The sequence below is a fragment of the Azospirillum palustre genome (assembly GCF_002573965.1).
GTDB classification, from domain to species: Bacteria; Pseudomonadota; Alphaproteobacteria; order Azospirillales; family Azospirillaceae; genus Azospirillum; species Azospirillum palustre.
On sequence record NZ_PDKW01000039.1, the window covers coordinates 504,584 to 518,636 of the forward strand.

11 protein-coding genes are annotated in these 14,053 nt (G+C 68.5%); 8 read left to right on the forward strand and 3 right to left on the reverse strand.

The window, feature by feature from the left end; genetic code table 11:
- Positions 1-9 precede the first annotated feature (9 nt).
- Entirely contained in the window at positions 10-3,501 is a 3,492-nt protein-coding gene (gene dnaE, locus CRT60_RS08425) for a DNA polymerase III subunit alpha (protein ID WP_098735962.1), read from the reverse strand.
- Between the two features lie 136 nt (positions 3,502-3,637).
- Here dnaE and CRT60_RS08430 point away from each other — a divergent pair, with 136 nt between their 5' ends.
- The 7 genes from CRT60_RS08430 to CRT60_RS08460 all read left to right on the forward strand — a co-directional run bounded on the left by CRT60_RS08430 (position 3,638) and on the right by CRT60_RS08460 (position 11,338).
- Complete coding sequence (locus tag CRT60_RS08430; RefSeq protein ID WP_098735963.1) at positions 3,638-4,294, forward strand: hypothetical protein; 657 nt, start codon at positions 3,638-3,640, stop codon at positions 4,292-4,294.
- A 101-nt stretch (positions 4,295-4,395) separates the two neighbouring features.
- Complete coding sequence (locus tag CRT60_RS08435; protein ID WP_098735964.1) at positions 4,396-5,283, forward strand: EamA family transporter; 888 nt, start codon at positions 4,396-4,398, stop codon at positions 5,281-5,283.
- A 187-nt stretch (positions 5,284-5,470) separates the two neighbouring features.
- Complete coding sequence (locus tag CRT60_RS08440) at positions 5,471-7,738, forward strand: hybrid sensor histidine kinase/response regulator (RefSeq protein WP_161957999.1); 2,268 nt, start codon at positions 5,471-5,473, stop codon at positions 7,736-7,738.
- Between the two features lie 97 nt (positions 7,739-7,835).
- Positions 7,836-8,147: a YgaP family membrane protein gene (locus CRT60_RS08445; RefSeq protein ID WP_098735966.1), complete on the forward strand. Its 312-nt coding sequence runs from the start codon at positions 7,836-7,838 to the stop codon at positions 8,145-8,147.
- A 193-nt stretch (positions 8,148-8,340) separates the two neighbouring features.
- On the forward strand, positions 8,341-10,137 hold the full coding sequence (gene ggt / locus CRT60_RS08450) for a gamma-glutamyltransferase (protein ID WP_098735967.1): 1,797 nt from the start codon (positions 8,341-8,343) through the stop codon (positions 10,135-10,137).
- Between the two features lie 248 nt (positions 10,138-10,385).
- Positions 10,386-10,781, forward strand: coding sequence for a hypothetical protein (locus CRT60_RS08455; protein WP_098735968.1), 396 nt, complete (start codon positions 10,386-10,388; stop codon positions 10,779-10,781).
- 137 nt (positions 10,782-10,918) lie between these two features.
- Positions 10,919-11,338 carry a hypothetical protein gene (locus tag CRT60_RS08460; RefSeq protein WP_098735969.1) on the forward strand — a complete coding sequence of 140 codons (420 nt, stop codon included), beginning with the start codon at positions 10,919-10,921 and terminating at the stop codon, positions 11,336-11,338.
- 87 nt (positions 11,339-11,425) lie between these two features.
- Here CRT60_RS08460 and CRT60_RS08465 read toward each other — a convergent pair whose 3' ends face one another.
- Together CRT60_RS08465 and CRT60_RS08470 are read right to left on the reverse strand one after the other, a co-directional pair.
- Complete coding sequence (locus CRT60_RS08465; RefSeq protein ID WP_098735970.1) at positions 11,426-12,493, reverse strand: HD domain-containing phosphohydrolase; 1,068 nt, start codon at positions 12,491-12,493, stop codon at positions 11,426-11,428.
- The gene (locus CRT60_RS08470; protein WP_098735971.1) at positions 12,490-12,954 is read right to left on the reverse strand and encodes a response regulator; all 465 of its coding nucleotides are present in this window, start codon (positions 12,952-12,954) and stop codon (positions 12,490-12,492) included. Before CRT60_RS08470 ends, CRT60_RS08465 begins: the two co-directional genes overlap by 4 nt.
- 315 nt (positions 12,955-13,269) lie before the next feature.
- Here CRT60_RS08470 and CRT60_RS08475 point away from each other — a divergent pair, with 315 nt between their 5' ends.
- The gene (locus CRT60_RS08475) at positions 13,270-13,992 is read left to right on the forward strand and encodes a LuxR C-terminal-related transcriptional regulator (RefSeq protein WP_098736266.1); all 723 of its coding nucleotides are present in this window, start codon (positions 13,270-13,272) and stop codon (positions 13,990-13,992) included.
- Positions 13,993-14,053: the final 61 nt, after the last annotated feature.

Below are 14,053 nucleotides of genomic sequence, written 5' to 3' on the forward strand. Positions count from 1 at the left end.
CGGCTCCGGTCAAAGCTCCGCCACCTCCACCACGCCCGGCACCGCCTTCAGGGCCGAGCGGCTCTGCGCGGTGATGGTGTAGCTGCCGGGCAGCTCGATCTCGATCTCCTTCAGCGGGTCGACCTCGACCAGCACATTGATGCGGCTCTTGCCGCGCGACAGCCGGTCGAGCGTGGCGCGCAGATGCTCGATCGGGCCGGGATCGCGCAGAACGACGCGCAGGCCGGCGCTGACCGAGGCGACGGCCTCCTCCAGCGGCTTGATCTCCTGGCAGGTCAGGCGGATCTCTTCGCCGTTCAGCTGGACGTCGACGGTCAGCAGAACCGCGTTGCCCGGCTCCAGCAGGGCACGGTTGGCCGCCAGGATTTCCGAGAACAGGGTGACCTCGTAGCCGCCGGCGGCGTCCGACAGCTCGACGAACGCGAAGCGGTTGCCGGACTTGGAGGTCTTCTCCTTCTTCGACACGATGATGCCGGCCATCGCGCGGCGGGTCATGCCGCCGGCCTTGGCGACGTTCGCCAGATCGGCCGAGCGCACCACCTTCATGCGGCCGAGCGGACCGGAATAGGCGTCGAGCGGGTGGGCCGACAGGTAGAAGCCGATGGCGCCGAATTCGTGCTTCAGCTTCTCCAGCGGCTCCCAGTCCTTGACCTTGGGCATCTCCGGTTCGGGCAGGCCGCCTCCGCCGCCGCCGAAGAGGTTGCCGATGCCGCTGTCGCGCTCCGCCGCCTCGGCCTGGGCGTAGCGGATGATGGTCTCCAGCGCGGCATGGACCTGGGCGCGGTTGGGGTTCAGCCCGTCGAAGGCGCCGGCGCAGGCGAGATTCTCAAGCTGGCGCTTGTTGATGGTCTTCAGATCCAGCCGGCGGGCGAAGTCGAACAGGCTCTTGAACGGGCCGTTCTTCCGCCGCTCCTCCACCACCGCCTTCATGGCAGGCTGGCCGACCCCCTTGACGGCGGCCAGCGCGTAGCGCACCGCCTTGGTGCCGTCGGCCAGCTGCTCCACCCCGAAGATCGCATCGGATCTGTTGATGTCCGGGGTCAGCAGCTTGACGCGCAGGCGGGCGAGTTCCTGGCGGAAGACGTTCAGCTTGTCGGTGTTGCCGAGGTCGAGCGTCATCGACGCCGCCATGAACTCCACCGGGTGGTTCGCCTTGAGATAGGCGGTGTGGTAGGCGACGAGCGCGTAGGCGGCGGCGTGGGACTTGTTGAAGCCGTAGCCGGCGAACTTCATGACCTGGTCGAAGATCATGCTGGCCAGATCGGCCTTCACGCCGCGGGACTCGGCACCGTCGCAGAAGATCTTGCGCTGGTTGTCCATCTCCTCCTTGATCTTCTTGCCCATGGCGCGGCGCAGAAGATCGGCGCCGCCCAGCGAATAGCCGGACAGCACCTGGGCGATCTGCATGACCTGTTCCTGGTAGATCATGATCCCGAAGGTCTCCTTCAGGATGCCTTCCAGGCTGTCATGCATGTAGTCGGCTTTTTCCTCGCCGTTCTTCACCCGGATGTATTTCGGGATGTTGTCCATCGGGCCGGGGCGGTAGAGCGACACCAGCGCGATGATGTCCTCCAGCCGGTTCGGCTTCAGCCGGCGCAGCACGTCGCGCATGCCCGAACTTTCCAGCTGGAACACGCCGGTCGCCTCGGCGCGGCTGAGCAGCTGGTAGCTCTTCTCGTCGTCCAGCGGGACGGTGGTCAGATCCGGCTTCTCGGGGATCAGATCCACCGCGGTCTTCAGCACGGTCAGCGTCTTCAATCCCAGGAAGTCGAACTTCACCAGACCGGCCTGTTCGACATATTTCATGTTGAACTGGGTGACCGGCATGTCGGAGCGCGGATCGCGGTAGAGCGGCACCAGCTCCTGCAAGGGGCGGTCGGCGATCACCACGCCGGCGGCGTGGGTCGAGGCGTGGCGGTAGAGACCCTCCAGCTTCAGCGCGATGTCGATCAGGTGGCGCACGGTGTCGTCGCCGTCGCGCGCCTGTCGCAGCATCTCCTCGCTGTCCAGCGCCTGTTGGAGCGTCACCGGGTTGGCCGGGTTGTTCGGCACCATCTTGCAGATCTTGTCGACCTGACCGTAGGGCATCTGCAGGACGCGGCCGACGTCGCGCAGAACGGCGCGGGCCTGGAGCTTACCGAAGGTGATGATCTGGGCGACGCGGTCGTAGCCGTACTTGTTCTGGACGTAGCGGATGACCTCTTCGCGGCGGTCCTGGCAGAAGTCGATGTCGAAGTCGGGCATCGACACGCGTTCGGGGTTCAGGAAGCGCTCGAACAGCAGGCCGAAGCGCAGCGGGTCGAGATCGGTGATGGTCAGCGCCCAGGCGACGACGGAGCCGGCGCCCGAACCGCGGCCCGGCCCGACGGGGATGTCCTGGTTCTTCGCCCATTTGATGAAGTCCGACACGATCAGGAAGTAGCCGGGGAACTTCATCTTGACGATGACGTCCAGCTCGAACTCCAGCCGCTCGAAATAGGTCCTGCGGGTCTCCTCCCGCTGCTCCGGCGTCATGTCGGGGGTGTAGACCACCTTCTCCAGCCGCATCTCCAGGCCGGCGCGCGACTGGGCGCGCAGCTCGTCGTCCTCGGTGCGGCCGCCTTCGCAGGCAAACGGCGGCAGGATCGGCTTGATCGGCTTCAGCAGGAAGGAGCAGCGCCGGGCGATGGCGACGGTGTTGTCCAGTGCCTCCGGCAGGTCGGCGAACAGCTGCCGCATCTCGTCGGCCGACTTGAAGCGGTGGTCGGGGGTCAGGCGGCGGCGGTCCTCCTGGCTGAGATAGGCGCCCTCGGCGATGCACATCAGCGCATCGTGCGCCTCGTACATGTCGGCGGTGGCGAAATAGCAGTCGTTGGTGGCGACCAGCGGCAGGTTGTGGGCATAGGCGAGGTCGATCAGCGCCGGTTCGATGGCGTTCTCCGCCGCGGCGAAATGGCCGCGCCCGCCCTCGTGCCGCTGCAACTCGACATAGAGGCGGCCGGGGAACAGCCGCTTCAGCCGCTCCAGAACGTCGAGCGCCAGATCCTTCTGTCCCTCGTGCAGCAGCCGGCCGACCGAGCCGCCGGGGCCGCCGGTCAGCGCGATCAGCCCGGCCGAATGGCCGTCCAGCGCGTCCAGCGTCACCTGCGGGCCGGCCAGCGGGTCCGACTCCAGGAAGGCCTTGGACACCAGCGCCGCGAGGTTGCGGTAGCCCTCCTCGTTCTGGCAGAGCAGGACGAGCTGGTCGGGGGTGGCCGCCGCCTTGCCGGGCAGGCCGGGCTTCGTCTGGGCGGGACCGACGCGGGTGATGCCCAGCACGGTGCCGATGATCGGCTGCACGCCGGCATCGGAGGCGGCCAGCGCGAATTCCAGCGCGCCGAACAGGTTCCCGGTGTCGGTGACCGCGACGGCCGGCATCTGCTGTTTCAGGCAGAGCTTGACCAGCTCCTTCACCTTGATCGCACCTTCCGACAGCGAATAGGCGGAATGGACGCGCAGGTGGATGAAGTCGGCGTGGGGCATGGCAACCGGGGGCTTGCTTGCTACAGGGCCCCTGGTTCTAGCACAGCCCGGACGGTTCCCGCGACGGTCGCGCGGGGGCATGCGAACGTGGTATGGAAGTCGCCGCAACACGTTCAGGGATGGGGAGGACGCCGCGATGGATCGGCAGCACCTTTCACCCGTCGTCCGACTGCGGCTGGCCCTGCGGGACCGCCGTGCCGTCCGGGCGGCGACGCCTTCGGCCCTGCTGACCGGGGCGCTGCTGACCGGGTTGGCGCTGGGGCTGTCCGCCTGCGAGACCGTACCGCCGCCGCCGGCAGCGGCCCCGCCCGCGGCCGGGCTGCCGGACGGACCGTCCAAACCCTTCAGCTCGGGCAAGGGCTGGACCGTCACCATCCACATGCCCCCCGGCGGCAAGCCCTTCTGCGTTGCGGAGCGCGGCATCCCGGTCGGCCAGAACGCCGCCCCGCGCCTGAGCTTCCGCACCTCCGCCGCCGAATCGGGCTTCATCCTGTCGGGCTTCACCCCGTCGGACAGCGGGGCGACGGTGAAGGCCGGTGAACGCTACGACCTGGCGGTGATGTCCGACCTGGGGCCGCGCCTGTCCTTGAGCGCCCGCGGCCTGCCCAACGGCAGCCTCTATGTCGCCGTGCCGACCAAGGGGTTCCTGGAGGAGATGGAACCGCTCGCCCGTTCCCACCGCGTCAGCTTCCGCAGCAGCGGGCTGGGGGACATCGGCACGATGCTGCTGTCGGGATCGTCCTGGGCGATCAACGCATCGGACGAATGCCGGATTCTGCACGCGGAGTCGTGAGGCCGGTTCCACCCGCGGGGTTGACGCGCAGGTCAGCCACGCAGGCCGCGCGCTCCGCCGCCGATTGACCGGCTTGGCGGGGCCCATTTAGCCTTCGGGTCATGCGCGCTTCCCACATCCTGCTTGCCGTGGCGGTCGCCGCCGTCTGGGGCCTGAACTTCGTCGCGATCAAGGTCGGATTGCGCGATTTCCCGCCTCTGCTCTTCTCCTGCCTGCGCTTCGCGCTGGCGGCGCTGCCGGTGGTGGTTGTGGGCTGGGGCAAGGGACCGCCGGTGCCCTGGCGCTATGTCATCGGCATCGGCGTGATGCTGGGCGTGGTCAAGTTCCCGCTGCTGTTCCTGGGCATGGATGTCGGCATGCCGGCGGGGCTGGCCTCGCTGGTGTTGCAGGCGCAGGCCTTCTTCACCGCCATCTTCGCCGCCTTCGCGCTCGGCGACCGGCCGGGGCCGCGTCAGGTCGGCGGCATGGCCGTCGCCTTCGCCGGCGTCGGGCTGATCGCGCTGGAGATGCCGGCCGGCGACTCGCTGCTCGGCCTTGGGCTGACGCTGGCGGCGGCGGCGGCCTGGGGCGTGTCGAACATCGTGATGAAGCAGGCAAAGGCCCCCGACCTGTTCAGCCTGATGGTCTGGGTCAGCCTGATCCCGCCGCTGCCGCTGCTGGCGATGTCGCTGGCGCTGGAGGGGCCTGACCGCATCATGCATGCCTTCACCACCCTGACACTGGTCGGAGTCGGCTCGCTGATCTACATCGCGGCGGGGGCGACCTTGTTCGGTTTCGCCGCCTGGGGCTTCCTGATGCGGCATTATCCGGCCAGCCTCGTCGCACCCTTCTCGCTGCTCGTCCCCATTTTCGGCATGAGTTCCAGTGCCGTACTGCTGGGCGAGACCTTCACCACGGCGAAGCTGGCCGGTGGGCTGCTGGTGTTCGCCGGGTTGGCCCTGTCGGTGCTGAAACTGCCGGCGCGGGTGCGGGCGCAGGCCCGATCATAGGCCGATTGGGGGCCTATTGGGGGCCGATTGGGGCTGGCAGGAGGAGCCAGGCGCATTAGAGTCCTATTGAACTCGATGAGCTTGACGCGGCGCTATGGCGTCCGGATCATTCCGGTCGATAGTTGCGTCCCTAAACCATAGGCCAGCCTTGATCTCTTCCGATAGGACCGCGCAACCGAAGGGTGGAATGCCGATCCCGCCGATCAGGCATTGGCAGGCCCATCTGCGCGCCAGCCGGCCCCTGCGCATTCTGCTGCTGATCGGCGGGCTGTCGGTCGCCGTGCTGCTGGCGGCGACGGTCCAGTACATCGACAGCATGCGCGACCGCGAGATGGAAGGGGCGGAGCGCGAACTGTCCACCCTGAACCTGTCGCTGTCGGAGCAGACGGCCAGCGCGACCCAGAGCGTCGATCTGGTGCTGACCACCATCATCGAGCAGCTGAAGTCGGACGGGATCGACACGCCGGAGGAGTATGTCCGCCGGATGGGCGGGCGCGACACCTACCAGATGCTGCGGGCACGCATCACCGGCCTGCCGCAGCTGGATGCGGTGACGATGATCGCGGCCGACGGGCACCTGATCAACTTCTCGCGCTATTACCCGATCCCGCCGGTCAACGTGTCCGACCGGGATTACTTCGCCTATCTGCGCGACCATGACACCACCGCCCCCTTCATCGGCGAGCCGGTGCAGAACCGCGGCAACGGCAGCTGGACGGTCTATCTGGCCCGCCGCATCAGCGGCCCCGACGGCAGCTTCGTCGGGCTGGTGCTGGGCGCCATCGAACTGAGCTATTTCCAGAGGATCTACAAGGCGTTGCAGCCCGATGGCGACGGCAGCATCAGCCTGTGGCGCCGCGACGGCATCCTGCTGGCCCGCCATCCGGTGCTGCCGGACATCGGCCGGCCGCTGGGCCAGCGCCACTTCCTGAAGGTGCTGGAGAGCGCCAACTCCGGCGTCTATTTCTCGTCCGGCGGGCTCAACGACGGCGCCCGTCTGGTGGCGACGCGGGCGCTGGCGGACTATCCGCTGGTGGTCAACGTGACGCGCAAGCTGGACGCCGTGCTGGACAAATGGCGGATCCAGGCCTGGACCATCGGTGCGGCGAGCGCCGTCGGCATCGCGGCGCTGCTGCTGTCGCTGTGGGCGCTGGCCCGCCAGTTCAGCGCCTACGAGGCGGCGACGCGGGCGATGGACGCCGCCCGCCGCGCCGTGGAGGGACGGGAACAGGCCGAACATGCGCTGCGCCAGAGCCAGAAGATGGAGGCCATCGGCCAACTGACCGGCGGCGTCGCCCACGATTTCAACAACCTGCTCCAGGCCATCGGCATCAACCTGCACGTCATCGACAGCCGCACCGAGGACGAGCGCATCGCCGGCCCGGCCCGGCTGGCCTTGCAGGCGGTGGAGCGGGGCGCCACCCTGACCCAGCATCTGCTGGCCTTCTCGCGCCGGCAGCAGCTTCGCCCGGTCCCGGTCGATGTCGCGACGCTGGTGGAGCGGACCAGCCGCCTGCTCGGCCGCACGCTGGGCCAGTCGGTGCGGGTCGAGACGGAGGTGGCGCCCGGCCTGTGGCCGGCGATGATCGACCCGACCCAGCTGGAAATGGCGGTGCTGAACCTGGCGCTGAACGCCCGCGACGCCATGCCCGGCGGCGGCACGCTGTGGATCCTCGCCGGCAACCGGACGGTGGCCGGCCCGGCGGCCGGCGATCTGGCGATTGGCGGCCGGTTGCCGGGCGCCGGTCCGCTGCCGGTGCAGGTGGAGGGGCTGGCGGCCGGCGACTATGTGGTTCTGCGGGTGCGCGACACCGGCACCGGCATGGCCGCCGAGGTCGCCGCCCGCGCCTTCGAGCCCTTCTTCACCACCAAGGAGGTCGGGCGCGGCACCGGGCTCGGCCTCAGCATGGTGCACGGGCTGGCGACCCAGTCCGGCGGCGGGGTGGAACTGGACAGCCGGCCGGGGCTGGGCACCACGGTGACGCTCTATCTGCCGCGCGCCGAGCAGGCGGCGGACGTGCCCACAGCGCCTCCTCCTCCTCCGCCGGCGAGGGCGAGGGTGGCGGAAACGGCGCCGGTGGGCGCCGGCTGCGCCATCCTGCTGGTGGACGACGAGGAACTGGTGCGCTCCGCCACCGCCGGCTATCTGGCGCAGGCCGGCTTCGCGGTGCGCGAGGCGGCCGATGCGGCGGCGGCGCTGTCGCTGCTCGACCATGGGTTCCGGCCCGACGTGATCGTCACCGACCACATGATGCCGGGGATGACCGGGCTGGAGATGGCCCGCACCCTGCGCGCCCGCCAGGACGAGACGCCGATCCTGATGGTCACCGGCTATGCCGAGGATCTGACCTCCACCGCCGCGGCGCGCGACGTGTCGCTGACCGTGCTGTCCAAACCGATAGAACCGTCGCGGCTGGTCCGCTCCATCCGCGACATGGCGTCGGTCGAGGGGTGAGGGCAGGGCGGCGCTTCGGGAAGGCCTCTAGGGGAACATCGGGGGAGTGGCGGCGTTGGAAGGGCGATCCCACCCCATTCCAGACCCCGGAGAAGCCATGAACGCCGAATCCACCATCCGCAACGCCTATGACAGCGTCTTCGAAGGCCACACCAACCTCGGCATGGGCGAGCGCATCGTCTCGACCGGCCTCGGCCTTGCCGTCGCGGCGGGCGGCCTGCGCAAGGGCGCCAGCATTCCCGGCGCCATCATGGGGCTGGTCGGTGCCGCACTGGTCGCCCGCGGCATGAGCGGCCATTGCCCGCTCAAGGACCGCCTGTCCGGCGACCACCACGACCGGCTGGGCCATGGCGGCTCCTATGGCGAGTCGCAGGCCGTCGACCATTCGCGCATGGCGGAAACCTACTGATCCGCGCCGCGGCGGGTCCATCCCTTCACCGGATGAAGCAGTTCGGTGAAGGGATTGCGCGAAGCCGTTAACCCTGATGGTGAATTGTTGGGCAGGCCAGCGACGGGGTGAAGACCGGGGACCGCGGGTGTGACATCCTGCGGGGCCCGGGCAGCAGCCCCCGACCTGACGTCCCGCTCAGGAGTTTCACCGCATGTGGTTCCCCGCTTTCCGATCCCGGTCCACCAGTGCGGCGGTGGCGGCGCTCTGCGTCGGCTCCGCCCTGGTGCTGCCGGTGCCGGCGCTATCCCAGACTGCCGCGACCTCGGCCCCAGTATCGGCCCCGGCCCCGGCATCGGCTTCGGTCCGCTACGACCTCGGCTACAACATCTTCTATCCCGTCCGCAGCCGGAACGGGATGGTGGCCTCCGAGCACCGGCTGGCGACCGAGATCGGCGTCGATATCCTCAAGCGCGGCGGCAACGCGGTCGACGCGGCGGTGGCCGTCGGCTTCGCCCTGGCGGTGGTGCTGCCCAATGCCGGCAACATCGGCGGCGGCGGCTTCATGGTCGTCCATGACGCCAAGAGCGGCAGGGACGTCGCCATCGACTTCCGCGAGATGGCGCCGGCCAAGGCCTTCCGCGACATGTATCTCGACCAGCAGGGCAAGGTGGTCCCCGACCGCTCGCTCTACACCCATCTGGCGGTCGGCATCCCCGGCACCGTCGCCGGGCTGGCCCATGCGCTGGAAAAATACGGCACGATGACGCTGGCCGACGTGCTGGCCCCGGCGATCAGGCTGGCGCGCGAGGGGCATACCGTCACGCCGCAGCTCGCCGGCCTGCTGGAGGTCGAGCGCGACCATCTGGCCGCCTGGGACGCTACCAAGGCCATCTTCTTCAAGGACGGCCGGCCGCTGACCGCCGGCGAGACGCTGGCCAACGCCGACCTCGCCAAGTCGCTGGAGACGATCGCCCAGCAGGGGCCGAAGGCCTTCTACGAGGGCGCCATCGCCGACAGGATCGCGGCGGAGATGGCGAAGCATGGCGGCTATATCACCAAGGACGATCTGAAGGCCTACAAGGTGGTGGAGCGCGAGCCGGTCAGCGGCAGCTACCGCGGCTACACCGTCAAGTCGATGCCGCCGCCCAGCTCCGGCGGGACGCACATCATCCAGATGCTGAACATCCTGGAACGCTGGCCGTTGAAGGAGTACGGCCCCGACAGCGCCCGGTCGATCCACCTGATGGCGGAGGCGATGAAGCTGGCCTATGCCGACCGCTCCGAATATCTGGGCGATCCCGACTTCACCAAGGTGCCGGTGAAGGGCCTGACCTCGCGCAAATACGCCGACGAGCTGGCGGCCAAGATCGATCCCGAGAAGGCGACCCCGGCCGGCAGCATCAAGCCCGGCAAGCCGGCGCCCTACGAGAGCGACCAGACCACCCATTTCTCGGTGGCCGACAACCAGGGCAACGTCGTCAGCACCACCTACACGCTGAACCTCAATTTCGGCAGCGGCATCGTCGCCGAGGGCACCGGCATCCTGCTGAACAACGAGATGGACGACTTCTCGGCCAAGCCGGGCGTGCCCAACGCCTTCGGCCTGGTCGGCGGCGACGCCAACGCCGTCCAGCCCTACAAGCGGCCGCTCAGCTCGATGTCGCCGACCATCGTGCTGAAGGACGGCAAGCCCTGGCTGGTCACCGGCAGCCCCGGCGGCAGCCGCATCATCACCACCACCATGGAGACGGTGATCGACCACATCGACTTCGGCATGAACCCGGCCGAGGCCGCCGCCCTGCCGCGCGTCCATCACCAGTGGACCCCCGACGAGCTGCGGGTGGAGAAGGGCCTCAGCCCCGACACCGTCCGCCTGCTGGAGCAGATGGGCCACAAGGTGGCGGTGAAGCCGACGATGGGCCGCACCCAGACCATCCAGCTGCGCGAGGACGGTCTCTATGGTTTTTCCGATCCGCGCAATCCCGACGGCATGACGCTGGGATATTGAGGGGAGCAACCGGGGAGGGGATTGGGCCGGAGGGCAGTGACTGGACGGGAAGAGGGGCGCCCGGCGACGGCCGGACGTCACAATTCCCGTATACAAAGAAAAAGCGGCGTGCTTTGGTAACCTTTGATCCGCCATGACCGGCGGCGCAGGGGCCGAAGGCTCGTGCCCGTTCGGGAAAGGCAACGGAACAGTTGGATTAAGGCGGGCCTGTCGGTTAGCCTTTGCAGGAGTGAACCGGAGCATTTGCCGTGGACAAGGCCTTGGTCGAAAAGAACCGCGAGTGGACCTATCAGCGTGAAGGAAAGCAGCCCGTCACCATCCGGGTCGCCGATTTCGAGCGCGAGGGGAAGCGCATCGTCGCTTTCCTGGAACAGACCGACATCGCCAAAGCGGCCGGGGTGCCGCAGCCGGCCGTGAACGATTGGCCCCGCATCGCCGAGGCCTATGCGAAGGAACAGGGTGTCGGCCTCAACGACATTTATTGGTACGAGCTGCATCCGCGCCGCTTCGCCAATGGCCGCCCCAACGTGTCGGAATACCGTCCCGGCATGGCCGAATGGCGGTTCGAGACCAGCATTCCGCTCGCCCGCGCCATCGTGGAGCAGCTGGGCTTCGACCCGGACAATCTGCCGCTCGACATCTGACGGCCCCTGCATACGGCCCCCGCGCGCAGCCCCTGTGATGCGCCGCGGGACCGGTGTATGATGGCACCATATCTCAGGCGGCCGGCGGGACGGTTTCCGCGGACCGCTGCCAGGAGATAGAGGCCGGGAGACAGAAGATGAAGACGGTGCGGAGGGCGGTCGCCCTGGGTGCTGCGATGCTGGCGGTTGCGGCCGCAGCTGCCGTGATGTCCGTTCCGGGTGCGGCACAGGCGCGCACGTCGGTATCGGTCGGCATCGGCGTCGGACCGATTTTCCCGGCCTATGGCTATTACCATCCGTACCGCTACTACGCGCCGCCCCCGCCGGTGGTGCAGTATTACGCGCCGCCGCCGGTCGTCTACGCGCCGCCGCCGGTGCAATATTATGCACCGCCTCCGGGCACGGTCAGTGCCGATCCGGCCGGGCCGGTCTATTATTCGCGAAGCGGCCAGCAATGCCGCGAATACCAGAGCAGCGCCATGGTCGGCGGCCGGCCGCAGCCGGTCTACGGCACCGCCTGCCTCCAGTCCGACGGGACCTGGCGGATCGTGAACTGAGGGCAGCTTGACTTAAGGGCCGGTCTTGAAACGAGGGCCTCCCCGGCCCTCGCGCCTGTTCCGGAACGCCCTTTCAGCCGCGCCTTTTCAGTGATGAACCGCTTCGGGAGCGAGTTCGGACAGCTCTTCGGCGTTCTCGTGGTGAATCCTGCACACGTCCTCCCAGCGCGACAGGAAGGCGTCCAGCAGCGCCGGGTCGAAGTGGCGGCCGCGGTGCTCGACCATATAGGCGCGCGCCTCCTCCAGCTTCCAGGACCGCTTGTAGGGGCGGGTGGAGGTCAGGGCGTCGAACACGTCGGCGATGGCGACGATGCGGCCGGAGAGCGGGATGTCCGACCCGGCCAGACCGTTGGGATAGCCGCTGCCGTCGAACTTCTCGTGATGGCTGAGCGCGATCTCCGCCGCCAGCCGCAGCAGCGGGATGGGGCTGTCCGCCAGGATGCGGTGGCCGATGGCGGCGTGCTGCCGCATCACCGTCATCTCTTCCGGCGACAGGCGCCCCGGCTTCAGCAGGATCATGTCCGGGATGGCGATCTTGCCGATGTCGTGCATAGGCGCCGCCTTCATCAGCTCCTGGGCGAAGGCGCCGCCGCAGCCGGCCGCTTCGGCGACCAGCTTCGAATAGAGCGCCATCCGCTCGATGTGGGCGCCGGTCTCCGGATCGCGGTATTCGGCGGCGCGCGACAGGCGGTTGACCAGCTCCTCCCCCTGGCGCTGGAGGGCGGCGGTCACCCGTTCGACCTCGGCAGCCAGCAGTGCGGCGCGGTCGCGCAGCAGGGCGCGGCTGTGGCGCAGGGCCAGCAGGTTGCGCAGGCGCGCCTGCACCTCCGGCACGACCACCGGCTTGGTCAGGAAATCGCTGCAGCCCTCGTCGAGCGCCCGCACGCGGATGTCGACCGCCGTGTTGGCGGTGATCATCACCACCGGCACGGTGTCCAGCCGCGCATCGTCGCGGATGTGGCGCAGCAGCTCGATGCCGTCCATGTCCGGCATCATCTGGTCCAGAAGGATCAGGTCCGGCTCGTTCCCGCGCAGCCATTCGACGGCGTCCAGCGGGCTTTCCATGGTCACCGGCTCGGCATCGTCCAGGCGGCGGACGATGGCGGCCATGATGAACAGATTGGTGCGGTCGTCGTCGACGATGAGGATGTTCATCTTGCGGCGCCGCCTTCCCGGTCGCTGTCCTTGCGGGCGGCGAGCAGCCGGCCGACCTCGGCCAGCAGGGCCTTCAGGTCGACCGGCTTTTCGAAGGCCGCCTCAGCCCCCAGCAGGCGGGCCATCCCCGGCAGCTCCATCCGCAGGCGCACGCTGCCGCCGGTCACCGCGATCAGGGGCGGGCGCGACTGTTGTGCCTTCAGCCGCAGGATGATCTCGTACCCGTCGGCCTCCGGCATGATGATGTCCGTCACCACCAGATCCACCGCATGCCGCTCCATGACGGCCAGGGCGGCGTTTCCGTTCTCGGCCTCGTGCACGGTGTAGCCGGCCCGCTGGAAGGCGATGCGGACCATCCCGCGGAAGTCGGGGTCGTCGTCGACCAGCAGGATGGACGCGGCGGATTCGGTGGTGGGGGAGGAGGTGGGCAGGCCCCGCAGCTCGAAAAGGGACATTTCCATGGTTGCCGCTTCCGTGATCCGCCGTGCGGCCGTCGGGCCGCGCTGGAGAGAAATCTCTAAGCGTCACCATAACCGGCTACCGGCGCGCGCACCCGCTGTGTCTGGGATAGCGGGGACGGGAAATGGGATAGTGGGGATATTATCCCGCGCCCATGAAGATGCGGCACCGGACGGAAGCAGGGAAGTATGACCGTCATGCAATTATGACTGGCGTGAAATGTACGGAAGCCACGAAAACTTAAGATTTCGACCAGTATAACAGAAAATCTTGATACTATGGGATGAATGGTTGCCGAGGGCGGCGGAGGCTGGTTGATGAAGATCCTGGTGGCGGACGACCATCCCTTGTTCAGGGACGCCTTGGAGCTGTCGGTCCGTCAGGCTTGGCCGGATGCGGAAATCGGCTGCATCGGCTCGCTTCTGGAATTGCCGCCGGCGCCGGCATCGGCCGACGGCAGCCCCGCCATGCTTTTCCGCTATGACCTGATCGTGCTCGACTGGCGGATGCCGGGTGCGGAGGGAAGCAATCCGATCGCCGTGCTGCGTCAGGCGGGGGTCCAGGGGCCGGTCGCCGTGGTGACGGGGGCGGAGGATGCGCTGACCGCCCTGGAGGTGCTGCGCTGCGGCGCCGAAGCCTTCCTGCCGAAGACGACGCCGCGCCGCATCCTGGCCCAGGCCCTGCGCCTGGTGGCCGAAGGCGGCAGCTTCGTGCCGAAATGCGTGGCGCTCGACCTGTTGCACATGACCGACCTGTCGCTCGACATCGACGAGGCGGAGGAGGCCGACGGAGCGCCGCTGGAGGGGGAGGGGGCACCGTCCTCGCCCCTGACCGACCGGGAGCAGCAGGTGCTGTCGATGCTCGCCACCGGGGCGACCAACAAGGAGATCGGCCGGCACCTCAGCCTTCAGGAGGTGACGGTCAAGCTGCACACCCGCCGCATCCTGCGCAAGCTGGGCGCCCGCAACCGCACCGACGCCGTGCGCCGCGCCCAGCAGGCCGGCCTCTTGTCCCGCAGCCTGGACGAAGCGTCGTCCTGACTGCGGCCGGCGTGCCGGGAAGACCGCTTGCCGCATAGGGCTGGTCCCAGCAGCGGGAGGC